22 protein-coding genes and 1 riboswitch are annotated in these 22,009 nt (G+C 59.9%); of the genes, 5 read left to right on the forward strand and 17 right to left on the reverse strand.

Annotated elements, in window-relative coordinates:
- Positions 1-211 precede the first annotated feature (211 nt).
- Both O1A05_RS01920 and O1A05_RS01925 read left to right on the forward strand, forming a co-directional pair.
- Positions 212-1,147 carry a LysR substrate-binding domain-containing protein gene (locus O1A05_RS01920; protein ID WP_270106415.1) on the forward strand — a complete coding sequence of 312 codons (936 nt, stop codon included), beginning with the start codon at positions 212-214 and terminating at the stop codon, positions 1,145-1,147.
- The gene (locus O1A05_RS01925; protein ID WP_270106416.1) at positions 1,144-2,247 is read left to right on the forward strand and encodes a mandelate racemase/muconate lactonizing enzyme family protein; all 1,104 of its coding nucleotides are present in this window, start codon (positions 1,144-1,146) and stop codon (positions 2,245-2,247) included. Before O1A05_RS01920 ends, O1A05_RS01925 begins: the two co-directional genes overlap by 4 nt.
- 116 nt (positions 2,248-2,363) lie before the next feature.
- On the opposite strand, the gene O1A05_RS01930 is transcribed toward O1A05_RS01925, so the two are convergent.
- The 10 genes from O1A05_RS01930 to fabG form a co-directional block, all read right to left on the reverse strand.
- Entirely contained in the window at positions 2,364-3,590 is a 1,227-nt protein-coding gene (locus O1A05_RS01930) for an MFS transporter (RefSeq protein WP_270106417.1), read from the reverse strand.
- 46 nt (positions 3,591-3,636) lie between these two features.
- Entirely contained in the window at positions 3,637-4,059 is a 423-nt protein-coding gene (locus tag O1A05_RS01935) for a DUF3151 domain-containing protein (protein WP_270106418.1), read from the reverse strand.
- Positions 4,060-4,182: 123 nt separating this feature from the next.
- A complete protein-coding gene (locus O1A05_RS01940; RefSeq protein ID WP_270106419.1) occupies positions 4,183-5,718 on the reverse strand; it encodes a tripartite tricarboxylate transporter permease in 1,536 nt (511 codons plus the stop codon).
- A 47-nt stretch (positions 5,719-5,765) separates the two neighbouring features.
- Positions 5,766-6,245, reverse strand: coding sequence for a tripartite tricarboxylate transporter TctB family protein (locus O1A05_RS01945; protein WP_270106420.1), 480 nt, complete (start codon positions 6,243-6,245; stop codon positions 5,766-5,768).
- A gap of 47 nt (positions 6,246-6,292) precedes the next feature.
- Positions 6,293-7,273: a tripartite tricarboxylate transporter substrate binding protein gene (locus tag O1A05_RS01950; RefSeq protein ID WP_270106421.1), complete on the reverse strand. Its 981-nt coding sequence runs from the start codon at positions 7,271-7,273 to the stop codon at positions 6,293-6,295.
- Positions 7,274-7,657: 384 nt separating this feature from the next.
- Positions 7,658-8,890 (reverse strand): acetyl-CoA C-acetyltransferase, encoded by a 1,233-nt coding sequence (locus O1A05_RS01955; RefSeq protein WP_270106422.1) that lies wholly within the window; start codon positions 8,888-8,890, stop codon positions 7,658-7,660.
- A gap of 11 nt (positions 8,891-8,901) precedes the next feature.
- Positions 8,902-9,393 (reverse strand): MaoC family dehydratase, encoded by a 492-nt coding sequence (locus O1A05_RS01960; protein ID WP_270106423.1) that lies wholly within the window; start codon positions 9,391-9,393, stop codon positions 8,902-8,904.
- Positions 9,390-10,283: a hypothetical protein gene (locus tag O1A05_RS01965; RefSeq protein ID WP_270106424.1), complete on the reverse strand. Its 894-nt coding sequence runs from the start codon at positions 10,281-10,283 to the stop codon at positions 9,390-9,392. The genes O1A05_RS01960 and O1A05_RS01965 overlap by 4 nt, the downstream gene beginning before the upstream one ends.
- A gap of 11 nt (positions 10,284-10,294) precedes the next feature.
- Positions 10,295-12,040, reverse strand: coding sequence for an AMP-binding protein (locus tag O1A05_RS01970; RefSeq protein WP_270106425.1), 1,746 nt, complete (start codon positions 12,038-12,040; stop codon positions 10,295-10,297).
- A complete protein-coding gene (gene fabG, locus O1A05_RS01975; protein WP_270106426.1) occupies positions 12,024-12,791 on the reverse strand; it encodes a 3-oxoacyl-ACP reductase FabG in 768 nt (255 codons plus the stop codon). Before fabG ends, O1A05_RS01970 begins: the two co-directional genes overlap by 17 nt.
- Before the next feature lie 198 nt (positions 12,792-12,989).
- On the opposite strand from fabG, the gene O1A05_RS01980 reads away from it, so the two are divergent.
- Positions 12,990-13,685, forward strand: a complete 696-nt coding sequence (locus O1A05_RS01980; protein WP_270106427.1) for a GntR family transcriptional regulator — start codon at positions 12,990-12,992, stop codon at positions 13,683-13,685.
- A gap of 37 nt (positions 13,686-13,722) precedes the next feature.
- Complete coding sequence (locus O1A05_RS01985) at positions 13,723-14,133, forward strand: acyl-CoA thioesterase (protein WP_270106428.1); 411 nt, start codon at positions 13,723-13,725, stop codon at positions 14,131-14,133.
- A 415-nt stretch (positions 14,134-14,548) separates the two neighbouring features.
- On the opposite strand, the gene O1A05_RS01990 is transcribed toward O1A05_RS01985, so the two are convergent.
- The 7 genes from O1A05_RS01990 to fbaA form a co-directional block, all read right to left on the reverse strand.
- Complete coding sequence (locus O1A05_RS01990) at positions 14,549-15,331, reverse strand: hypothetical protein (RefSeq protein WP_270106429.1); 783 nt, start codon at positions 15,329-15,331, stop codon at positions 14,549-14,551.
- 154 nt (positions 15,332-15,485) lie between these two features.
- Positions 15,486-15,818 carry a hypothetical protein gene (locus tag O1A05_RS01995; protein ID WP_270107477.1) on the reverse strand — a complete coding sequence of 111 codons (333 nt, stop codon included), beginning with the start codon at positions 15,816-15,818 and terminating at the stop codon, positions 15,486-15,488.
- On the reverse strand, positions 15,818-17,035 hold the full coding sequence (locus O1A05_RS02000) for an amidohydrolase (RefSeq protein ID WP_270106430.1): 1,218 nt from the start codon (positions 17,033-17,035) through the stop codon (positions 15,818-15,820). The genes O1A05_RS01995 and O1A05_RS02000 overlap by 1 nt, the downstream gene beginning before the upstream one ends.
- Positions 17,032-17,808 (reverse strand): hypothetical protein, encoded by a 777-nt coding sequence (locus O1A05_RS02005; RefSeq protein ID WP_270106431.1) that lies wholly within the window; start codon positions 17,806-17,808, stop codon positions 17,032-17,034. The genes O1A05_RS02000 and O1A05_RS02005 overlap by 4 nt, the downstream gene beginning before the upstream one ends.
- A gap of 38 nt (positions 17,809-17,846) precedes the next feature.
- Complete coding sequence (locus O1A05_RS02010) at positions 17,847-18,596, reverse strand: DUF5058 family protein (protein ID WP_270106432.1); 750 nt, start codon at positions 18,594-18,596, stop codon at positions 17,847-17,849.
- Positions 18,597-18,737: 141 nt separating this feature from the next.
- A riboswitch (glycine riboswitch) is annotated at positions 18,738-18,831 on the reverse strand.
- A gap of 177 nt (positions 18,832-19,008) precedes the next feature.
- Positions 19,009-19,362, reverse strand: a complete 354-nt coding sequence (locus O1A05_RS02015) for a hypothetical protein (RefSeq protein ID WP_270106433.1) — start codon at positions 19,360-19,362, stop codon at positions 19,009-19,011.
- Between the two features lie 15 nt (positions 19,363-19,377).
- Entirely contained in the window at positions 19,378-20,400 is a 1,023-nt protein-coding gene (fbaA, locus tag O1A05_RS02020) for a class II fructose-bisphosphate aldolase (RefSeq protein ID WP_270106434.1), read from the reverse strand.
- A 205-nt stretch (positions 20,401-20,605) separates the two neighbouring features.
- On the opposite strand from fbaA, the gene O1A05_RS02025 reads away from it, so the two are divergent.
- Complete coding sequence (locus O1A05_RS02025) at positions 20,606-21,970, forward strand: alpha/beta fold hydrolase (protein WP_270106435.1); 1,365 nt, start codon at positions 20,606-20,608, stop codon at positions 21,968-21,970.
- Positions 21,971-22,009: the final 39 nt, after the last annotated feature.

The raw sequence follows: 22,009 nt of genomic DNA on the forward strand, positions 1-22,009 counted from the left end.
CACCATCGGTGACCCGACTCACTCTAGACCCGCTCATCAAGATCTAGAAGTACAGGTATTGACGCGTTTGAGATGCTGTAGATATGAATCACTGCAGAACAGGTCTTTCACACCGCCGCCCTCCCGCTCATACGCTGTTGCTGTCTGCGCTACACGCGTCAACGTCGAGCATTCATCCACACCGTTCCACCACAGCAGAGGAGGTAGCACCATGGAGCTGAGGCACCTGCGCTACTTCCTGGCCGTGGCGGAAGAGAAGCATTTCGGCCGCGCCGCCGAGCGACTGCACATGGCCCAGCCACCGCTGTCGAGCCAAATCAAGCAGCTGGAAACGGAGCTGGGCACCACCCTGTTCGAGCGCACCACCCGCAAAGTAGAGCTCACCTCGGCCGGCATCCTATTTGTCGATCGCGCCCGCCAAATTCTCGCCGACGTCGAGGCCGCGGCATCGGATGTGGGCGAGATCGGCCGCGGCGCCGCCGGGGTGCTGCGCATCGGCTTCTCGGGCACTGCCACATACCGACTGATGCCGGAAATTGTGCGGCTGGCCCGCGAGCAGATGCCGCTGGTGCGTCTCCAGATCTCCGGGGAAATGCTCACCCCGCAGATGGAGCAAGCCCTGCTCGACAACCGGCTGGACGCCGCCGTGCTCCGGCCGCCGGTTCAGTCGGCCGAGCTGAGCCTGGACGAGTTCGAGCAGTCGCCCCTGGTGGCGGTGCTGCCGCTGAATCATCGCCTCGCCGGCTCCACGGAACCGCTCAGCATGGTGGATCTCGCCCACGACGACGTCGTCAGTTATCCGCGAGGCTCCTCCGTGTCCTCGGTGGTGGCCGAGCTAAGCCGCCAGGCCGGGTTCCGCCTCCGCATTGTTCAGGAAGCCACCGAAACCTCCACGTTGATCGCCCTAGTCTCGGCCGGGCTCGGCGTCGCGTTCGTACCCGGCAGCGCCTCGTTACCGCTGCATTCCTCCATTGCCCTGCGCCCGCTGAGCGAAGAGATCACCCTCGGACTCGGCACGGCATGGAAGCCCGGCGCCGCCACCCCACTGCTGCACTCCTTCCTCCGCTTGGCCCGCACGGCCTCGGAGAACCTGCATGCCCACAATCGTCCCCCATCCGCACCCGAAACACCCCCGGAGGCCCCATGAAGATCACCGCCGTCGAGGCCATCCCCTACGCGATCCCCTACACGCACCCGCTGACATTCGCTTCAGGTTCGGTGGCCACCGCCGACCACGTGCTGGTGCGCATCCATACCGATGAGGGTCTCATCGGCGAGGCCGACGCCCCACCACGCCCCTACACCTACGGCGAAACCCAAACCTCGATCGCGAACGTAGTCCAAGACCTCTTCGCCCCCGAGATGATCGGCTTGGACCCGCTGGATCGGGAGAAGGTGCACGCCATCATGCACCGCACCATCCACAATCAGGTAGCCAAGGGGGCCGTCGACATTGCACTGTGGGACCTGGCGGGCAAGGCGTGCGGGGTGCCGGTGCATAAGATGCTCGGCGGGTGGACCGATTCGTTGCGCGTCTCCCATATGCTCGGGTTCAAGCCAGCCGAGGAACTGTTGGAGGAAGCCCATCGCTTCGGCGAAGAGTATGGGATCACCACCTTCAAGCTCAAGGTCGGCCGCCGCCCGCTGCACCTGGACATCGAGGCGTGCCGGGTGTTGCGCGAAGGTCTGGGCGACAACGTCGAGATCTACCTCGACGCCAACCGCGGCTGGAGCGCCAACGAAGCCATGGAGGTGCTGCGCCAGACCGACGGCCTGGGGCTCACCCTGTTGGAAGAGCCCTGCGATGCCAAGGAGGCGATGAGCCGGCGCCGTCTCGTCGAGCACTCCCCCATTCCGGTGGTCGGCGACGAGTCGGTACCCACCGCCGGGGATGCCTCGCGCGAACTGCTCTCCGGTGGCTGCAACGCCATCTGCATCAAGACCGCCCGCTCCGGATTCACCGAGGCCACCGAGATTCTGGGGCTGTGCACCGGCTTGGGCGTGGACGTCACTATGGGCAACCAAATCGACACCCAGGTGGGATCGATGGCCACCATCGCTTTCGGCGCCGCACACCGCGCCACCGCAGCACGGGCCGCGGAGCTGTCGAACTTCCTGGATATGGCCGATGACCTGCTGGCCGATCCATTGCAGATTATCGACGGACGCATTGCCGTGCGCGACCTTCCCGGCGTCGGAGCGCCCATCGATGAGGACAAGCTCAGCCGCTACCGCACCGACCGCTGAACGGTTCCTGGGCGCGTCTCGGTCTAACTGAACAGCCCCTCCACGGCCGCCCCTGGAATCTGGGTTTCCATTGGAAAGACCGCCGATGGGGACCGCCTCACCTGATCCCCTTCCCGCTAGTGTTGCGCCCCGGCCCCGTGCCGGGGCGTAGCCGTGCCCCGTCCGTGCACCCACCAATAGACGACGACGCCGACCACGGCCAGCACCGCGCCCGCGAGAAACAGCCCCGGGTATCCGGTCAACGCGATCAGCGGACCCAGCACCACCGGGCCGATGGCAATGCCGCCGTCGAGCATCAGATAGTGCGTGGAGGTGGCAATGGCCACCCGGTCCCCGGATACCCGGTTCACGCCCACTACCTGCAGGCACGGCAACAGTCCACCGAAGCCAACGCCGGCCAGTACGGCAGACACCACCACGGCCCACCACTGCTGGGAGACGGCCAGCAGTACCAGGGCGGCGGCGAACGCCAGAATCGTCGCCGGGATCACCGCATTATCCCCGCGGGTGTCCTGTAGCCGGCCCGCCACCAGGCGCACCAGCATCATCACGACGGCGAAAATCATGAAGAACACGGTGGCAGCCAGCGCCCGGTCCTCGAGCACCAAAAACGGCGTGAGGTACGTCATGATCATCGAATAGCCGCCCGAGCACAGCAACACCACCAGGGCAATGGGCAGTGCCTGCGGGTCGATCAGGTCACCGGCCCGGATTCGCCACATCCCGGCCCGCTCCTGGGCGGTGATGCTCCGCTCGGGCACCCGCATCAGCGCCAGGCAGGTCAGGGTGAGTAGCGAGCAACCGCCCACAAAAGCGAACATCCAGACCGGGTCCAGGTACAGACTCATCGGCACCGCGACCAGAGGACCCACCGCCGTGGCAATGGTGGCGGACAAGCCGAAATAGCCGAGCCCCTCGCTGCGCCGTGGCGGCGGAATCAACGAGATAGCGACGGCAGTAATGGCGGTCGACGCCGTCCCGAAAGCCGCACCGTGCAACAGCCGCACCCCCAGCAGCGCCGGATAGCTCAGCGCCACCGGGTAGAGCAGGCTGCACAGCAAGAACACGGTCAGGGCGATGAACAGCGTGCGGCGTCGTCCGATGACGTCGATGAACTTGCCCAGCGCCATCCGCACCACCGCCGCACCCAGAATGAAGGAGCTGGCCGCGAAGCCGGCGGCGGTCTCGGAGACGGCGAACAGGCGCACCGCGTAGAGCGCCATGTAGGTCATCAGGGAGATGAAGACGATGGAGATACCCAGCTGCACGCCGTTGGCCAGCAGATAGCTGCGGCCGAACAGGCGGGCACCGGACTCCGTCGCTCCCTCATCCCGCGTCACCATTCGTTGACAATATCAATAACGGTGAGCTGAGTCACTCACAAGTAAGTCAGTGACGCGCCTCGATGGCAGCACGTGCGCTCGGGTCAGAGTCGTTGAGGAAGGTGGTGATGCGCTGGACCTCTTCGGATTCGCCGATCGCGGCGGCGGCACGGCCCAGTGCGTAGAGGGCGCGCAGGAAGCCCTGATTCGGCGCGTGTGAGAACGGCACCGGACCGGCACCGCGCCATCCCGCTCCGCGCAGGGCATCGAGTCCGCGGTGGTAGCCCACCCGAGCATAAGCGTAGGAGTCCAAGGTGCGCCCCTCGTCCCAGGCGTCCTCGGCGAGCATGGCCCAGGCCAGCGACGACGTCGGATGCTTCGGCACGATGTCCTCGGGCAGGTCGCCGGCCTCAATCTGTGCCAGCACCTCGGGCTCTTCGGGCAGCAGGGTCGGTTCGGGCTCCATCAGGTTCTTGCCGATGATCGACATCAAGGCTCCTTGGTATTCACGGGTTTTCAGGGTGCGGATCTACCAGCCAGTCTATCTGTCAGCCCGGGAGAATCTGCCCCCGCGCCGACGGATAGTTGCAGTGCCGCGCTGACTGAAACGCACCTACTTGTGCTCGACCAGTGTGTCCATGGATTCCGCAGCAACCCGACTCACCAGGCTGCGACGTTTGCGCATCGCGCTGATCGAAGTGAGCGACACAGTGGCCAAGAGCAACATCAATATGACCAACGATGCAGGACGGTCTAGGAAGATCCCAAAGGACCCCTCTGACATGATCATTGCGCGACGCCATTCAACTTCCAGCATCGGGCCAAGGATGAATCCGAGGATGAGTGGCGCCAGGTCGAATTCGAACCGACGAAGAATGAAACCACCGATCCCTGCGATCAGCATCAGCAACACATCGAACATAGAGTTCGAAACGGCGTAGACGCCGCAAATGGCAATCAGAATCACGAGTGGTCCAAGCAATGACTGCGGCACACGCAAGATCGATACGAACACCCGAATCAGAGGCAAGTTGAGCATGAGAAGGATGATGTTGCCAATATACATCGACGCGATAACGCCGTAGAAAACATCGGGATGCTCATTGACGAGCTGCGGACCAGGAGTGATGTTCTGCAGCAGTAGCGCGCCAAACATCAGAGCCAAGACCGGGTTCGGCGGAACCCCCAGGGTCAGCAAAGGAACGAATGCCGAGTTCGACGAAGCGTTGTCGGCAGTCTCCGTTGCGGCAAGACCATCAATGGCACCTTTACCGAACTTCTCCGGGCTCTTAGAGAACTTCTTCTCCAGCCCGTATGCCATAACCGAAGAAACCGTTCCACCTCCGCCGGGGAGGATTCCAATGAAGAACCCGAGCACCGAGGCTCGGAGAATCGCCATACGGCTTGTCACCCAGTCAGCCCACGACGGCATGAACCCCTTCATTTTACCGATCTTGGAACGACCATCAGACCCTACTGCCATGTTGTTCAGCACCTCGCCGATACCGAAGAGTCCAATGGCTAGCGGGACGATCCCAATGCCCGCCGCCAGATCATAAGAGCCGAAAGTCAGCCTAGAAGTACCCGAGATCGGATCCATTCCAACGGTAGCGATCACAATTCCCAGCAAGGCCATCAAAATGCTCTTGACGGTCTTGCCTGAACCAATCAAGACAATCATGAAGAGCCCGAAGAGCATCAACAAGAACAATTCAGGCGGAGCGAATGAACTAGCGAACTGCGCTAAGGTGGGCGCCAGAATCGATAGGCCAATAATCGCAACCGTGCCACCCAGGAATGAACCAATTGCCGTAATGCCGAGCGCTGCGCCAGCCCGACCCTGTTGCGTCAACGGATAACCATCCAATGTCGTCAACACCGAGGATGAATCCCCCGGCAGCCGCATCAGAATCGCAGGAATGCGGCCACCGTACATGCTTCCGTAGTAGATACCAGCAAGCATGATGATGCCGGAGGCTGGCTCCATCGTAAACGTCATGGGCAAGAGCAGTGCCACGGCGGCAGTCGGACCAATCCCCGGGAGTAGGCCGAAGACCGTACCCATCGTCACGCCCAGCGCAACATAGAGGAGGTTAATTGGCGACAAGGCGACGCTGAACCCCTGCATTAGTCCCTCAATAATTTCCATGAATGCTCCCGAAAATATGAATCGCTGACGTACGCAGCTTCAAGTTCTCAAATCCGCACATTGAGGATTTCCGAAAATATGTAGTAAAGCGCTAGCGGCGCGATGACTGCCGTCACGATGGATGAGATCCACGGCGCCTGCCCGGCGTGCTTAAGGAGTAGAAAAGCGACAGGAATGGCCGCGAAAACAAATCCAACCATCGGATAGAGGGCAAGGAAGGCAAGCATACTGCATACAAATATGCCTACCCGAAACCACGAAACATCGGAGAACAGCAAGCTCGAGGGAGCCACTTTATTCAGCCCTAGAACCGTCATCACCAAGAGAATGATCGAGACTAACAGCCCCCCAGAAGAAGCGAGGACCGGCCATAGTCCAGAGCCTGGTGCACTGAAGTTGCCAACGCCCAGATCAAACCCAACCAGTAATGTGACAACAAAGAGTGCAGCAATCACGGCGGTAGCGATGAGATGGGCGTAGGTATTTCGAAGTACCGGACGTCCATTAAGTTCTACTTCTTGTTCCAACTTCGCACTCCTTCCTTTTCCTTGAATCCGCGCTGTGCGGTTCACCCTTACTTAGCGCTAACGCCGGCGGCTTCAAAGGACTCTAAGGTCCAAGCTGTCTCGTCCGGCACGAACTCATCGAGAAACGCCTCTGCTTCGTAACCCGGAGACTGGATATGGCTAGATTCGACGTAGCTTTGCCAAGTATCCGTCGCGAACGCTTCGGCGGCACCTTCCTTCAAAATGTCAATGACTTCGTCCGGCGTCTCCGACGGCACTGAGATGGCGCTACGTGAGTAGCGATCATGCGATCGCTCAAAGCCAGCTTCCTCGAATGTAGGCACATCCGGCAACACTTCAAGACGCTCCGTCGAAGCCACCGCCAGCGGAACGAGCTCACCCGAGTCAACGCGAGGAAGAACCAAACCTGGATCTGCTCCAGCCAAGTCAGCATTACCGTTCACAACGGCCTGAATCGTTTCGTTAGAAGAGTCGAAAGGCAGATAGCGGCTTGTTCCTCCTGCTTCGTCAACAAAGTTCGAGACGGTCAGGTGCAACACGTTGCCTGGCGAGGTGGTGGCGATCGACATCTCCTCGTCTGTCGGAACGTCGTCGAGCGATTCCCAGCCGGTATCCGCCGCTGCAACCACAATCGTCGGCAAGTCCCCATAACTGATGATCGAGCGGAAGTCGTCAGCCTGATAACCGACCTCCTCCATCAAGGGTAAGGAGATAAAGGTCGAAGCCGTTGAGTGGAACAATGTGTACCCGTCCGGGCGAGCGTTGGAGGCTTCCATTGCACCGATTGAACTGCCACCACCAGGCCGATTCACAACCAATACCGTGGCATCATTTGCCTCTTCATACGCCTGTGCAAAAGCACGGGCCTGCACGTCGCTTGCGCCGCCAGCTGAGAAGGGCACAATCAACTCGATGGTGTCGCTGGGGAAGTCTTCTCTCCCACCACCGTCTGATGAACAGCCGGTCAGGACAAGTCCCGTAGCTGCAATGATGGCAAACGATGTAGGGGCTTTTCTTCTGAAACTCATGTGATTTCCTTCTCTTAGGATCCAAGTCGTGCCTGTGACGTAAGTCACGACGCTATGAATACATGATATATGAAATTTGCAAACATGGAAGACCCTGACAAAACTTCTCAAAATCAGCAAGCGTTCTAGGGGCGCCGTGGGAGTGCACAAAGTGGGGCGAGCTCAATCAGGCCCAAGGCCAGAACCCACAAGATGCCTTGCGTACAGGCCGACTTGGCGCATACAACGAGGCATTTCACGGCGATATTAGACAGCACTCCGATCGGGCGCGCGAGCCCTTCTTTGTTACCACGCCCCCCAACCTAAAGTGTCACAACATTTTATATATGATTCTGACTGGTTTTATCGGCAGCGCGGCAGCAAGATCTTCCGGGCTCTCGACGCTCAGTTGAGGCGTTCCAAAACCATTGCCATCCCTTGCCCACCAGCGGTGCACATGGTTTCAAGACCAAATTGTCCGTCCGTGTGGCGAAGACCGTTCAGCAGGGTTGTCGTGATCCTTGCCCCAGTCATTCCATAAGGATGTCCGACCGCGATCGCGCCTCCATGTGCATTCAACTTTTCTGCTGGAATATCAAGTTGTCTCGCACAACCAATGACTTGCGATGCGAAAGCCTCGTTCAACTCCACTAAGTCGATATCTCCCATAGAGAGCGAGGCGCGCTCAAGTGCTTGCTGCGACGCTTCAACTGGGCCTAACCCCATGATTTCCGGGGACAGCGCTGAGATCCCTGTTGAGACAACTCTAGCGAGTGGCGTCAGACTAAGATCACGAGCCTTCTTTCCGCTCACAATGATCAGCGCAGCGGCCCCATCGTTCAATGGACAGGCGTTCGCTGCTGTCACTGTCCCGTTCGGGCGAAAGACAGGTTGCAGTTGGCTCACGGCTTCGTAAGTTGTACCGAATCGCGGTCCGTCATCAGCAGTGACCGTCTGACCGTCGGGGAGAGTGACAGGCGTGATCTCCCGCTCGAAAAATCCACTCTTGACCGCTGCTTCAGCACGGTTTTGACTTAGGACCGCCCACTCGTCCTGCTCCCGACGAGAAATCTGAAGAAGCTGAGCTACGTTCTCAGCTGTATTCCCCATGGAAATATACGGATCCGGGAATTTTTCTCTCAGACGCGGATCGGACCAGGGTGAATTTTCTTCTGCTTGGTGTTTGGTGCGTTCAATAGCATCACCAAACTTTGGATTCTTCGTGTCCGGCCAGGCGTCCGGTGTTCCTTTATCGAACCGGGAGACTGTTTCCACGCCAGCAGAGATGAACGCATCCCCTTCTCCTGCTCTGATGGCGTGGAAAGCCATGCGCGTGGTCTGCAATGAAGATGCACAATAGCGCTGGACTGTGGTTGCTGAGAGGTGGTCCAATCCGAGCAGGACGGCGACGATTCTCCCGATGTTGTACCCTGCTTCACCACCTGCCTGCCCACATCCCATCATCATGTCATCAATGTCAGTGACATCCAGTTGAGGCACTCGATCCAGGGCTGCTCGAACCATTTGAGCAGCGAGATCGTCACCACGCATCAACTTAAGTGAACCTTTACGCGCACGTCCGATCGGCGACCGAGCCGTTGCCACGATCACTGCATCATTGTCGAGAATTCGAGTCATTTCTTGCCGCCTTATGCTTCGTCACTGAGATGTATGCCGGGTACAAGTGAGATGAATTCGGCGACGCACACCGGCTTTTCAACGCCTTCGGCAACGACCTTCAGTTCAAACACCAGCTGTGTACCTGCTCGAACTGATTCGGCACTACTCAGTGTGGTGTATCCGCGCAAAATCGAGTTCACCGGAGCGGTTGAGGGAAATCTAACCTTGTTCAATCCATAGTTCAGTCGGCTCGCCGCGCCGCTGATAGTGACCAGTTGCTGATTGAATGTGGCGATGAGCGACAGGACCAGGAATCCGTGCGCAATCGTTGAACCGAACACGCTGTCCGCGGCTCGCACCGGGTCGATGTGAATCCATTGGAGGTCGCCTGTTGCTTCCGCGAAGAGATCGATCCTACTCTGAGACATCTGGACCGGCTCACTCGGCCCATACTCAATCCCTTGGATGCTACGAATATTCTCGATGTTAACTTCAGCCGCTGAAGTCTGTGAGGGTGTCATGGCCGTACGTCCTTTATCAGTCGGATAGCTTCCAATGGCGCATCAGCGCGAGCCAGAAACACAGTCTTTCCGTTGTTTGTCGTCGCCGTAATTGAGCACATAGCCCGTGCCGCTTCGTTGATCACCACTTCGTGAACACGCGCTGCAACCGTCACCGATTCACCGCTGATGGTGCTGCCCACGATCTTTGCTGCAATCTTGCCCGATACCGACCAGCGGGAAACGGAAGACAAGCGGCTCATGGCTTGCGTTGCAATCTCGAAAATGTACATCGCTTGGAGCAAAGTGCCACCATAAATCGGTGTAGCCACCGCTGGATCGCTATGGATTGGTCCGTCGGTTGCTGTGACCTTCCCAAATCTGTCGATCAAATTCTGGTTGATGGGTATTTCGTAGGATTCCAGAGCAATCCCAGGCATGTCCGGCTCGCCAAGATCCATATCGAAGAGGCCGAAATCGAATGCGCGATTACCCTGCGTGTCCGATTCTTCAGAGGTACCAGGTAGCACAAAGGTCTTGTACACCGTCATACAATGCTCCTCACCCGAGGTGATGCGGTTCTCGATTACGAACCCAGGTCGACCGCGTCTAGTGAAACGGTCTGCGACGGCCACGTCAACTAAACACTCAGTGCTTGGATCGATAGGGTGATGAAAGGCTACTGCTTCTTTACTGTGAACCGTTCCTTGTGGCAGATCAACAAACTGCTTCACCGCGTGCAGAGTGTCGTATGCCAAATTTGCCCAGCCAGATTCGTCGTAAATGTCACCGCGAGGGTCCACAACGTCTTGGAACTCTTCAACATCAGCTTGGCTCTGCGCTAATTGGTAAGAACCCAGAGCTTGTCCTGCGACCAGGTCGTCCCAACCTAACTTCGTTTGCGTCGTCATTTGCATGCTCCTTATAGCCCACCGGTCGTCGACACGTCAGGCAAGTCTTTCTTGAGTATTTTTCCTGTCGCTGTTCTGGGCATTTCCGACATCAAATGGACGGACGGAACCTTATAAACAGCCATATGCTCTTTAGCCCAAGTTTCCAGAGCTTCGGCATCGACAGTTGATTCTGGTTTCATTTCCACGAAAGCGTGCACCGACTGACCGGTGGATTCGTCTTGTGCTCCGACCACCGCGACGGCTTTCACCTCTGGATGCCTCCCCATAAGGACTTCCACCTCTGAGGGGAAAACGCTCATACCGTTGACTTTGAGCATTTCCTTTTGCCGTCCCAGATAGTGCAAAGTACCGTTAGCGGATAATTTTCCGATGTCGCCGGTAAAGATCCATCCGTCTACGAGCGTCTGTTCTGTCTCTTTAGATTTCTGCCAGTACCCGAGGAAATTTGACGGTGAACGCAAGACAATTTCACCGACCTCACCTTGGTCGACGAGGTCCCGATCCTTAGAATCAACGATCAGAAAATCGGTTCCCGGCATGGGAAGTCCGACGAAGACTGGCTCGTTGAGCAGATCGAAGTCGTTGTCCTCCAATCCTGTCGTAAAAGTATTGGAAGTATGGGATTCGGTCATCCCGAAGCTTGACTCCCGTAGTATGCTTCCCCCACCTGTAGCGTCTTCCCACTGGCGACGAATGTCGATGGAGAGTTTTCTGGTGAACGACATTGCTCTGAGATGGCGAAGACTCCCGAGTTGCCGTTGCGGACTGCCGGCCAAAGAAAGTAGCTCGAGGTAACTCTCAACAACACCGCTCATTGCCGTTACCTTGAACGTCTCGATTGCTTCGAGCACAGCTGGCGCGTCCCACCGGGCCATTAGGACTATCGTTGCCCCCGCATACAAGGGAGCCAGAATGCCGTTGTTCTCACCCGAGATCCAGAAAATCGGAGTGAAGGCGACTACGACTTCGTCAGATACCGACTCTGCTCCGCTTATGCCCCACGCAAGTGCACAATTATGCGCGGCCACTACCATGTTGGCTTGGGTATGCATGCAGCCCTTCGGAACACCTGTCGTTCCGCCTGTGTAGTTAAGAGCGGCAATTGCCTCCGGGTCCGTTGCGCCGGAGGATATCGGCTCCCCCTGAGTTAATTCTTGCCAGGCGTCGTCGTCTTTCCCTGTGAAGTCGCGGCTCAAGAACGTTGGAACCCGAACTGTTGGTGTTTCTGGTACCAATGAGGACACGTCAATAAACCGGCGGGCCCGGACTGTGTTGAGTTCTGCGGCCTCAACAAGTTCATAAAGATAATCCGCGCAAATGAGGACCGAGAGACCAGCGTCATTCGATTCGAATTCGAGCTCGCCACGCTTGAACATGGGATTGATCGGAACATGGACCATTCCCGCTTTGAGGGTGCCAAGCATCAGCACAATGAACTGCGGGCAGTTGGGCAGAAAGACCCCAATCCTGTCACCCGCTGTCGCCCCTATTGAAATGAGCCATCCTGCGAAGGAATCACTCCAATCATCCAGCTGGCGATAGGTAATCTCGGTCCCATAGAAGTTAATCGCCGTTCGGTCCGGCGCGGATTCCACGTTCGCCTGAAAAATCTCGATGAAAGTCCGGCCGTTGAGTTCTCCAGGAACTTCTCGAGGTATATGCGGGGGCCACAGGTGCGTCTGCACATCTCGGAGTTCCGAGGCTTTTGCTTCAGCCTTCTCAGCCCAGCCGTCCAAATCAAATGTTGCGGCCACCAGAAACCTCCACAACAATTCCAGTCACATATGCAGCCAGATCTGAGGCCAAGAATAGAGCGGCATTGGCGACGTCACGAGGATCACCCGCGCGGCCCAACGGGATGTCCTTCTCTCGCTCAGCGAAAATATCTGCCGGCATTGCCGCCGTCATCGCCGTCTTAATCAGCCCCGGCTGGATCGCGTTGACACGGACACCTCTGAATCCGACTTCCTTGGCCGCCGACTTTGTCAGACCTACGATTCCTGCCTTTGCGGCGGCATAGTTCGTTTGCCCAATGTTTCCGACTTTGCCTGAGATCGACGACAGGTTCACGATCGACCCGCTACCTTGCTCTCGCATGATCGATGCAGCTGCGCGCGTGCCAAGCCAGCAACCGCGCAAGTGCACTTGAATAACTTGGTCGAACGCATCCGCAGTCATTTTGCGCATGGTCGCGTCGCGGGTGATCCCCGCGTTGTTGACCATGACATCCAAAGATCCATACTTACTTTGAACACTCTTCACGAGGTTCTCGATGTCAGCTTCCTTCGTTACGTCAGCGGCGATGGCAATAGCTTCATGACCTTCAGCACGAAGCTCGGTGGCAGCAGCTTCGGCTGCATCCGCGTTGATGTCTGAAATAACGACCGAGGCGCGGTTCTCCGCGAAAACTTGCGCCATCGCTCGACCAATTCCCTGTGCAGCTCCAGTTACAACAGCCGCTTTACCGTCAAGAAGATTCATGTCTAACCCATCCAGTCTGATCATCGAAGAAGGATCGCCAGCGTATGCCAGCTCACACCATGCTGGCATATATGATATATTTAGACAAGATCGACAGGAGAGTTCATCAGATGAGCTCCTGTTCCAACGGGGGGTCGACCGAACCCCGAACGGGGCGCGTGAGGTACTCTGTATATTTAATATTGCAGGCTAGTTCTCCGTTGACAGAAAGTGACAGGCGCCATGGCCTTACTCAGTGGAAACACCGCTTCCTTTCAGAAAAAGCAACTCAGTAACCACATTGCAGAACATATCCGCGCTGAAATCTTGGCGGGGAACTTCTCACCTGGGGAATTCTTGCGTCTCGACGAGGTTGCCAAAGATCTCGGCGTGAGCGTAACCCCGGTGCGCGAGGCCTTCATGGCCCTCAGTGTGGAAGGTTTCGTTCGCCACGCAGAACGGCGCGGTTTTCTGGTAACGCCACTGAATTACACGGACTTCGAGGACCTCTACACGTTGCTGGCGCAGGTCGCCGGTCGTCTTTCCGAACGAGCTGCGAGCGCAATGTCCACGGAAGATATCACCGAGCTCGAGTCGGTACATGATCGAATGAAAGAAGCGGCCGAACAATCTGATCCCGCCGAAGTCGAGCGCACGAACGACGAGTTTCACCGTGTGATCAATCGGGCAGCCAATTCTTCCAAGCTAGCCTGGATCCTACTGAGTATCTTGAAGTACGTTCCGAAACGCTTCTATGCCACGATTCATGGACTAACCCCAATGTTGCTCGAGCAGCACGAACGGATACTCTCTGCAATTCGCGATAGGAACCCAGCAGAGGCCTATGCCGCAATGTATGAGCACGAGAAGATTTCGATGAGATCCGTGTTGGAACACCTTGACCAGCAGGGTCTGTTCAGCAATCAGACCATCCAATAGACACGTCATTCCCCTAAACGAGACGAAACCGGTAATAGTGACAGCTCAGGAATTCAAAGCTAACGTCCCACTTCGATGGTCCGACCAAGACATCAATGGGCACGTCAACAACGCGAAGATCGTCACCGCCATCGAAGAATCACGGATCTTCTGGCTCAACAAGGAAGCTGCTACCAAAGGGCTCACTTCCTTCAACGTACCGAAAGTCGTCGTCTCGCTAGAGGTCCAATACAAAAGACCCGTCTCCGGAGTGGATGACCTCACCATCTATATCTGCACGGAGAAGATCGGCAACACATCGTTCACCCTGCGCTACCGTGGCGAGCAAGATGGAAAAGTAGCATTCATCGCTCGAACCGTTCTCGTGACGCTCGATCGCGAGACTCAGAGACCACGAAGGCTCGACGAAAAAGAAATCGCCTACCTGCGGAGCTACACAGCGGAATAGGCAGTCTGATTTTCCGGGAAGCGTAACGATAACCGACCTCGACCTCTGCGTTCCAACCTCCAAGCATGGGTTTTAGCCAGGCTTGGCGTCAGCTCGGCTACCCGGTCCAGGTCGACCGGCGCATCGTCTACCCCACCGCCTTTTGGACGGAAACTCAGGGTCTGATAGACCACAGAGCTGGCAACCGCGAACCAGGCGAAGGTGTTGACTTCCACGAAGTCGTCGCCGCTCTCCCCGGTGGGCGGAGACAGCGAACTGCCCCACTTTCTCATCGTCGCGCCAGCACCTCGGGCTCTTCGGGCAGCAGGGGCGGTTCAGGCTCCATCAGATTCTTGCCGATGATCGACATCAAGGCTCCTTGGTATTCACGGGTTTTCAGGGTGCGGATCTACCAGCCAGTCTATCGGCGCAGACCTTACTGGCCCTCTTCGGACAGGGTGATGTCGCGCCAGGCGTCCCGACGTTCCCCATCGGCCGACGTGTCTTCGGCGAGCGCGGTGATCAGACCGTCGAGCTCTTGCGCGTCATAGGGAGGTTCGGCGTCGGCGTCGCTGGCTTCGTAGCCGAAGGTCTGCACCACCATGGAGGTCGCATCTTCGGAGCAGGTGATGTAGGTGTGGGTGACCAGCGATTTTCCTTCACCCAGGGCACCGGAGTTCACGTACTCGCTGATGCCCTCTTCCCCCTCGCGCACAGCCTCGCCGGCCGCCACGGGTGCCTCGCATTCCGCGAGGGGCGTGGCCGGATCGTCGGCGGTGTACACCTGGGTGCTGCCCGAGCGAATCTCGGCCGGATTCACCCCGGTGGTGAACGAGCAGCCGAATCCCTGGGCCCCGGAAATCTCCGGCTCGGCGGGCCGCAGTTGCACCGGCCCCATGTCGCTGGTGCTCGTCGTGTTCAGGTGCTGGGCGGAGAAGGTCAACAGGTCCTCACCCCACATCTCGTCCAGGCAGGCTTGCACGGCGGGCTGTTGCAGAGACTCCCCCATCAGCTCAATGACGGCATGCGGGTCCGCATCAGCAGCAGGCCCGTTGGACGCGGAGGAACTTCCCGCCGACGCCGTCCCCTCGGCCGTTGGTTCCATCACCGCCGAGGGGTCCTCCTCGATCCCCGAGCTGCAGCCCGCGAGGGCGAAAACGGCGACGGCGGTCAGCGCGAGACCACGCAGCGCGCGTGACTCGATCGTGCTCAGTGACATGGGGTCCTCTCTGCATTCGGCATCGGCCGGAACCACTACTGATTCCGAACCTCCGGCCAGGATAAACCCGGACGCCCTCGCGAGACGGACATGTAAAAGATCCGCGGAAATTTTCTCAGGTCGACCAGACGTGTCAAAACCCTTGCCATGTTTCTCAGAGCTGGTCGAGGGTGAGCACCGGGATCACGTGGTACGCCGGCTCCTCATAGGGGTGTCCGGCCAACATAGCCTCGACGATCTGGCGGGCGCGGCTGCGCGGTGCAACCACTTCGATTCGGTCTTCCGCCACTTGCTCTGGCTCCCCCACGGCACCGATGGTCGGCTGGGCACCGGCCAGGGGCGTGAACCGGCCGGTGCCCGAGGTGGACCAGGAGCATCCGCGGTAGTCACCGATGCGCCCTGCGCCGGCCTCATCGAGCACACGGCGCACGGCGTCGGAGTCATGGTGGGGCACATAGACCACGATGACGACGAGAGGTTCTGTCATCACTTCCCCAGTTTGGACAGGATGGCCGCGAGCGCGGCGCGGGTTCCGGTGGTCAGCGTGGGCTCGATCTCCGGGGCGAAGAACGGCGAGTGGTTCACCGGCACGTCGGGGGCGTTCAGGGTGTCCTGACTGTGCCCGCCGAACATCCAGAACACGCTGGGCACCTCGATGGCCTGGGCCAGAGCACCAAAGTCCTCGGACCCCATCAGCGGTGCCACCTCGGTGACGGCATCCTCACCCAGCTCGGACCGCAGTGCGGCCATCACCTGTTCGGTCTCCTCCGGGTCGTTGTAGTTGCGCGGGAAGGCCGAGATCTCTTCGATGATCGGTTCCGGCGCTCCCGACACCGCGGCTTCTCCCACGATGATCCGCCGAATCGCCCCCAGCACCGTGTCGCGCACCTCGGGGTCGAGGGTGCGCACGTTCAGCGAGAACTCGGCGGTGGCTGGGATGATGTTCTCCTTCAGTCCCGCGTGGAACGTCCCCACGGTGACGACGGCGGACGCCCGCGGGTCCACCTCGCGGGACACTACCCCCTGCAACCGCGTGATGATGTGCGCCCCGAGGACGATAGGGTCAATGGAGTCCTGGGGTTGCGAGCCGTGGGAGCCTTTGCCGCGCAGGGTCACCTTCCAGGAGTCCGCCTGCGACATGGCGTCCCCCACGGAGTAGGTGATGGTTCCTGCCAGACCGGGCATCACGTGCTGGCCGTACATCACTTCAGGCCGAGGGGCCTTGTCCCAGAGCCCGTCCTCCACCATGGCCTTGGCGCCGGCTGCGGTTTCTTCGCCGGGCTGGAAGATGATCACCAGGGTGCCCGACCAGGCGTCGCGTTGAGCGGCGAGCACCCGCACTGCGGTCACCGCGGTGGCGATGTGGGTGTCGTGGCCGCAGCCGTGCATCACCGGCACCTCGGTGCCGTCATCGAGCGTACCCCGCGCCGTCGAGGCGTACTCGACGCCGGTCTCCTCGGCGATCGGCAACCCATCGGTGTCGGCACGGAAACCAATCACCGGGCCTCCCCCGTTGCGCAGGATTCCCACCACCCCGGTGCCGCCGGAGCGGAAATGCTCGATGTCGAGCTCGTCGAGGATCCCCTCGATACGCGCCGCCGTGTTGTGCTCCTGCATGGAGAGTTCGGGTGCGGCATGGAGCTCACGGTAGAGCTCATGCATCTGGCCAATCAGTGCGGAATCAATGTCGGGAAGACGGCTCATCGTTCGGTAACCTCCTGGTCGGCATGGCGGGAATCGGTGTCAGCATCATTGTCGTTCTCAGCGGCGGCCGTGTCTGCCCCCGCGGAACGGTTCCGCAGGAACCAGGCCAGCGCGGCGGTGGCAAAGACCACGATAAAGGTCCCATAGAACGCCATCGCTGGGAACATCGGGATAATCACAAAGGTCATCACGGTGGCCAGCGCAAAGGCGATCACGGTGGTGCGTGGCGCCTTCTGCGAAACGATCGCCTGGATCAGCACCCCGCCGAGCACCGACGGCACGATGAACGACTGGATGACGCCGATGACGTCGGTCGGGATGATGCTGACCACCCAGGTGCCCAGAATGCCCACGAAAATCAACAGCGAGAGCAAGTGCACGACGACGGCGCCGCTGATCGCCATCAGCGCGGCGAGCTCACCTCGCCGAGTGCCGGCTTTCGCGCCCACGGTGGTCTGCGCCATCATCGCTGCGGGCAGCAGCTTGTTGGAGATGTTGCCGATCATGAACACCTGGTACATGGCGGACTGGCCCAGGATCGGAAAGTAGGTCAGCGGCTCCACGATCCACAGCACACCGAACACCGCGGCCACCGCGAGGAACGCGGTGAGAATGCGGGTGGTGTTGAGATCGAGTCCGGCGAAGAACACCAGGTACAGCGGAGCCGACAGCGAGACCATCAGCCCGATGATCATCGTGATCCGGCCCCAGCGGGCGGTGGTGCGATCGAAGGTGGCCAGCGCGGGGCTGGACTGTTCAGCGGAGAGTGTCATGGGGAATCATCCTTGAGAAGTTCAGGGAGCCGGCGGGCTCAGGCCGCGGGGAACCACTGGAGCTGGGTGCTGGTGTAGGCCATGGCCAAACCGGCGATGATGGCGAAGCCGAGGGACCATTCGCGGATCCAGCGCCGATGCAGGCGGGCAGAGAGGAACAGGCAGATACCCACCACCAGAGCAGAGGTGATGAAGGCGATCACGTGCGTGCCCGACTTGGGCAGCTCCGCGAATCCGAGGCTGAAGAAGGCGCCCAGCAGCGCCGCTCCCGGGATAATGGTCATCACCAGCGGGCTGACCTGGCGCATCTTGCTGTCGCCGCGCTTGAGGATCGGGGTGAGGATCAGGGTGCTCAGAATCCACATGGCCCCGCCGAGGCTCATGGCAGTGAACGCGACGGCGAACACTTCCTGGGTGTAGGTCGGCCCGCCGAGCTCCGCGCCCATGGTGCCGGCCGCAATGGCGGCGGCACCGGTCTCAAAGGAGACGGAGCCGATGAGGCCGATGCGCATCAGGGTGGCCGGGGTGCCGAAGATGGCCAGCAGGGCGACCGCGACCAGCGCTACTGCCAGGGAGGGGCCGATCGAGGTGATCGCGCCGGTGCGGAAGGAGGTGCGCAGATCGGCCGAGGACATCCCGACCTCGGGGGCGACTTTGCGTGCGGCGCGCACGTAGATCAGGGTCTGGACGATGATCACGGCGAAGACGCCGAAGGCCAGCACCCACAGCAAGGGCGTATTGGCCAGCGCCAGCACATTCGTCGAATCGGCGTTCGTGGCAAGGGTCATGGGAGGCTCTTCCGTGTTCGGAGAATATGAACAAGAACGTTGCGAGCCCCTCTGTTGCTAACCTGAGAGATTGGCGGCTGAGGATGGGCCGCTTGCCCCGTCGGTGAGACGCGTTCAACGCGCCTGCTCTCCAGAGTCCGCACGGTCGCTACTGTCCGGGTGCCTGAGAGTTTTTCGGGCAATTGCTCCTTCGGCGCCCCTGCTCAACAGCAGGGATCTCTCCAGCAGCGATGTGGCGGATTGATGATCAGCATACACCGAATTATGGCGTGCGTCACACAATTATTTTTCCGCTGATAATCCGTACCACACCAGCGGATACCCTCGTTGGCGCAAAATCCAAGATAAACAGCGAGGTCGAGAGCCCGTGACGAGCCCCCGACCTCGAGAATCTATTATTTCAGCGCAATGTTCAGCGGACGTCAGGATCCTGTTTCTTGGTCTCGGCAGAGAGCTCCTCGGCACGGCGCAGCCAGTCGTCATGCTTCTGCGCCTGGTCGTCGCGCTTCTGCGCACGGATCTCGAGACGTTCGAGCCGGGCCTCCAGCTCGGCACGGACGTTATCGTCCCCACCAGCACCAGCCTCGATCGCTCCGGAACCGACCTGGGATTCCAGTTTCTTGACGCGCTTCTTCAGCTTCTCCAGCTCTTCGGAGGAACCGCTTCCCGGTAGATCACGGCCGGTCAGCGTTCCGACCACCATCGTGATACCCCAGACGATGATCGCCACAATGGCGATCCAGGCAAACCAAGGAATCATGCCCATCGTCGATCCACCTACTTACTTGATGCTCTTGCCGGCCGAGCCCAGGTTCTGGCACGCCTCGACGATGCGTGCAGCCATAGACTCTTCGGCCTTGGCACCCCAGGTGCGCGGATCGTAGAGTTTCTTGTTGCCGACTTCGCCGTCGACCTTCAGCACACCGTCGTAGTGGGTAAACATGTGCGCCACCACCGGACGGGTGAAGGCGTACTGGGTATCGGTGTCGATGTTCATCTTGATCACACCGTAGGAGACGGCGTCGGCGATTTCCTGCTCGGTGGAGCCGGAGCCGCCGTGGAAGACCAGGTCGAAGGGGCGATCCTTGCCCAGCTTGGCACCGACCTCGCGCTGGATCTCGTCGAGGATCTCCGGGCGCAGCTTCACGTTGCCGGGCTTGTAGACGCCGTGCACGTTGCCGAAGGTCAGCGCGGTCAGGTAGCGGCCGTTTTCGCCGGAACCGAGGGCCTCCACCGTGGCCATGCCGTCCGCCACCGAGGTGTAGAGCTTGTCGTTGATTTCGTTGGCCACTCCGTCTTCTTCGCCGCCGACCACGCCGATCTCGACTTCGAGAATCTGGTGGTTGTCACGGGTGCGGGCCAGCAGATCCTGGCCGATGCGCAGGTTCTCTTCCAGCGTCTCGGCCGAACCATCCCACATGTGCGAGTTGAAGAACGGGTCGCGGCCAGCCTTGACCTCGGCCGCGGAGGCCTCAAGCAACGGCATGACGAAGCCGTCGAGCTTATCCTTGGGGCAGTGGTCGGTGTGCAGGGCAATGTTGACGTCGTAACTCTTGGCCACTTCGCGGGCGAAGGCCACCATGGCCAGTGAGCCGATGACCATGTCCTTCACAGACGAACCGGAGAAGTACTGCGCGCCACCGGTGGAGGCCTGGATGATGCCGTCCGAACCGGCCTCGGCGAAACCACGGATCGCCGCGTTGAGGGTCTGGGAGCTGGTGACATTCACCGCCGGATACGCATAACCGCCGTTCTTGGCGGAATCGATCATCTCTGCGTACTTGTCCGGGGAAGCGATAGGCATGGAGGTCTCCTTGATCAGATCGTCGACGATTCCTTGTCAGTCTATCCAGAGGAGCCCTCAATGTAGACCGCTCCGGTGTCCGCGACGCCAGATCCAGATACCCGATACCGAACGACGCAGGTAGACGCGAACGTGACTTGTCGGTAGCGTCGGGGACATTGTGTCGTGAGCTGCGTCACATCTACGCCGGAGAAGAGGTTCCCTGATGCCCCCACACATCCAGCACTCTGCCCGCACGAACAGACGCGCCCGCTGGCGCACACTGGCCGGAACGGCGGCAGCCTTCGCGCTGATCGCCACCGCGCTGCCCACCGCACAAGCGGATGAGGTTGTCTCCGACACAGAGGCGCCCCAGGATGCCACGGCTCCTCAGCCGGACGCCGCAGCACCGGCCCAGCCAGCACCTCAGATGCTCGACACCGATGGCCCTGACGCCCTGCCGTCCGCGTTCTATGCGCAGCCGGAGACCCTGCCCGCCTCACCCGGCGAGCTGATTCGCCAGGAAGACGCCGACTTCTTCCTGGGCCCGACTCGCGCCGTCCGGCTGGGTTCGTCCGCCACACGCATCATGTACTCGTCCACCACCTCCCACGGCGAGCTGGTCGGCGTCACCGGCACCGTGCTCGAATCCAAGAGCAGCTGGCAGGGAGAGGGCCCGCGCCCGCTCGTCACGTACGCCGTCGGCACCCAGGGCGCAGCCAATCAGTGTGCCCCCAGCGTTCAGGGCGAATCAGGGACCAACTACGAGTCCGCCGCGGTCAACGCCTTGCTGCTGGCCGGCTACAACGTGGTCGTCACCGACTACATCGGTCTCGGCACCGCAGGCGTTCACACGTACATGAACCGTCTCGACCAGGGACACGCTGTGCTCGACGCGGCGCGCGCCGCCACGCAGGCGGGCATTGACACCATCGACGCCGAGTCTCCCGTTGCCGTGGTCGGATACTCCCAGGGCGGTGGCGGCGCGGGTGCCGCCTCGGAGCTGGCCGACGACTACGCTCCGGAGCTGCCTTTGACGGCTGCCGTGGTTGGAGCACCCCCGGCTGATCTTCACCAGGTCGCGGCGAAGATCGACAACTCTATCTACTACCCCTTCCTCGTGTTCGCACTGGAGGGATTCAGCGATCGATACGGCATTGATCGCAGCAGCATCCTGAACGAAGACGGCGAGCAGCTTTTCGATGAGATCGCGTCCAAGTGCACCCTGCACGCACTCTTCTCCAGCACCCCCGTGGATTCGACGACACTGACACAGGATGGTGCGTCCTTCACCGAGGTCGCCCAGCGCGCACCCTTCGACGAGATTCTGAACGCCCAGAAGCTGGGCATCGACGCGGCTCCGGCGGTGCCGACGCTGATCAACCATTCCCTGACCGACGACGTAATCCCCTACCGCACAGGACGAGAACTAGCGGGACGCTGGTGCTCTGCGGGAACTGAGGTCACTTTCCATCATTCGCTCATGCCGACTCATCTTGGTGGATATGCGGGGTCGTTCGTTCCGATGCTGACCTTCTTGAACCGTCAGTTCGCTGGGAAATCCTCGTCGAATCACTGCTGGCAGTTCTGATGATCCGACGCTGAAAGGTGGCTCAAGGCCGCGGTCCGT

Source organism: Citricoccus sp. NR2, from assembly GCF_027594385.1.
Lineage (GTDB): Bacteria > Actinomycetota > Actinomycetes > Actinomycetales > Micrococcaceae > CmP2.

Coding starts and splice junctions, on each gene's coding strand:
- O1A05_RS02005 (WP_270106431.1), bottom strand. CDS start 17,808: ATGACACTCTCCGCTGAACAGTCCAGCCCCGCGCTGGCCACCTTCGAT.
- O1A05_RS01935 (WP_270106418.1), bottom strand. CDS start 4,059: ATGTCGATCATCGGCAAGAACCTGATGGAGCCCGAACCGACCCTGCTG.
- O1A05_RS01950 (WP_270106421.1), bottom strand. CDS start 7,273: ATGAGTTTCAGAAGAAAAGCCCCTACATCGTTTGCCATCATTGCAGCT.
- O1A05_RS01960 (WP_270106423.1), bottom strand. CDS start 9,393: ATGACACCCTCACAGACTTCAGCGGCTGAAGTTAACATCGAGAATATT.
- O1A05_RS02000 (WP_270106430.1), bottom strand. CDS start 17,035: ATGAGCCGTCTTCCCGACATTGATTCCGCACTGATTGGCCAGATGCAT.
- fabG (WP_270106426.1), bottom strand. CDS start 12,791: ATGATCAGACTGGATGGGTTAGACATGAATCTTCTTGACGGTAAAGCG.
- O1A05_RS01990 (WP_270106429.1), bottom strand. CDS start 15,331: ATGTCACTGAGCACGATCGAGTCACGCGCGCTGCGTGGTCTCGCGCTG.
- O1A05_RS01940 (WP_270106419.1), bottom strand. CDS start 5,718: ATGGAAATTATTGAGGGACTAATGCAGGGGTTCAGCGTCGCCTTGTCG.
- O1A05_RS01925 (WP_270106416.1), top strand. CDS start 1,144: ATGAAGATCACCGCCGTCGAGGCCATCCCCTACGCGATCCCCTACACG.
- O1A05_RS02010 (WP_270106432.1), bottom strand. CDS start 18,596: ATGACCCTTGCCACGAACGCCGATTCGACGAATGTGCTGGCGCTGGCC.
- O1A05_RS01980 (WP_270106427.1), top strand. CDS start 12,990: ATGGCCTTACTCAGTGGAAACACCGCTTCCTTTCAGAAAAAGCAACTC.
- O1A05_RS01995 (WP_270107477.1), bottom strand. CDS start 15,818: ATGACAGAACCTCTCGTCGTCATCGTGGTCTATGTGCCCCACCATGAC.
- fbaA (WP_270106434.1), bottom strand. CDS start 20,400: ATGCCTATCGCTTCCCCGGACAAGTACGCAGAGATGATCGATTCCGCC.
- O1A05_RS02015 (WP_270106433.1), bottom strand. CDS start 19,362: ATGGGCATGATTCCTTGGTTTGCCTGGATCGCCATTGTGGCGATCATC.
- O1A05_RS01930 (WP_270106417.1), bottom strand. CDS start 3,590: ATGGTGACGCGGGATGAGGGAGCGACGGAGTCCGGTGCCCGCCTGTTC.
- O1A05_RS01955 (WP_270106422.1), bottom strand. CDS start 8,890: ATGACTCGAATTCTCGACAATGATGCAGTGATCGTGGCAACGGCTCGG.
- O1A05_RS01920 (WP_270106415.1), top strand. CDS start 212: ATGGAGCTGAGGCACCTGCGCTACTTCCTGGCCGTGGCGGAAGAGAAG.
- O1A05_RS02025 (WP_270106435.1), top strand. CDS start 20,606: ATGCCCCCACACATCCAGCACTCTGCCCGCACGAACAGACGCGCCCGC.
- O1A05_RS01965 (WP_270106424.1), bottom strand. CDS start 10,283: ATGACGACGCAAACGAAGTTAGGTTGGGACGACCTGGTCGCAGGACAA.